Source organism: Streptomyces sp. NRRL S-495, assembly GCF_000966955.1.
Lineage (GTDB): Bacteria > Actinomycetota > Actinomycetes > Streptomycetales > Streptomycetaceae > Kitasatospora > Kitasatospora purpeofusca.
Map to the genome: position 1 here is coordinate 1 of NZ_JZWY01000947.1, position 396 is coordinate 396.

The 396-nt window shown below is 74.0% G+C and carries 1 protein-coding gene; it reads left to right on the forward strand.

All coding sequences use genetic code 11. From position 1 onward, the window contains the following. Positions 1-396 (forward strand): transposase (locus tag VR45_RS36805; RefSeq protein WP_045944286.1); only part of this gene is annotated, 396 nt, incomplete at both ends.

Here is a 396-nt window from a genome sequence, read left to right on the forward strand (position 1 = left end):
GGCCAAGGGCGGACTGTACCTGCGGGGGCTGCTGCTGGAGGGCCGGCGCAAGTCGATGCAGCCGATGGCCGAACGCCTCGGGGTCGACCATCAGCGGTTGCAGCAGTTCATGACGTCCTCGACCTGGCCGGTCGAGGACGTGCGGGCCCGGCTGGCGCGGCGCGCGGTGCGGGCGGTGCGGCCCGAGGTGTGGGCCGTGGACGACACCGGTTTCCCCAAGGACGGCAAGGCCTCGCCCGGGGTCGCCCGGCAGTACTCCGGCACCCTGGGCAAGGTCGGCAACTGCCAGATCGGCGTCAGTGTCCACGCGCTCTCCGACACCGCCTCCTGCCCGTTGTCGTGGCGCCTGTTCCTGCCCGAGTCCTGGGACGGGCCCGAGGCCGCCGGGCGGCGGGC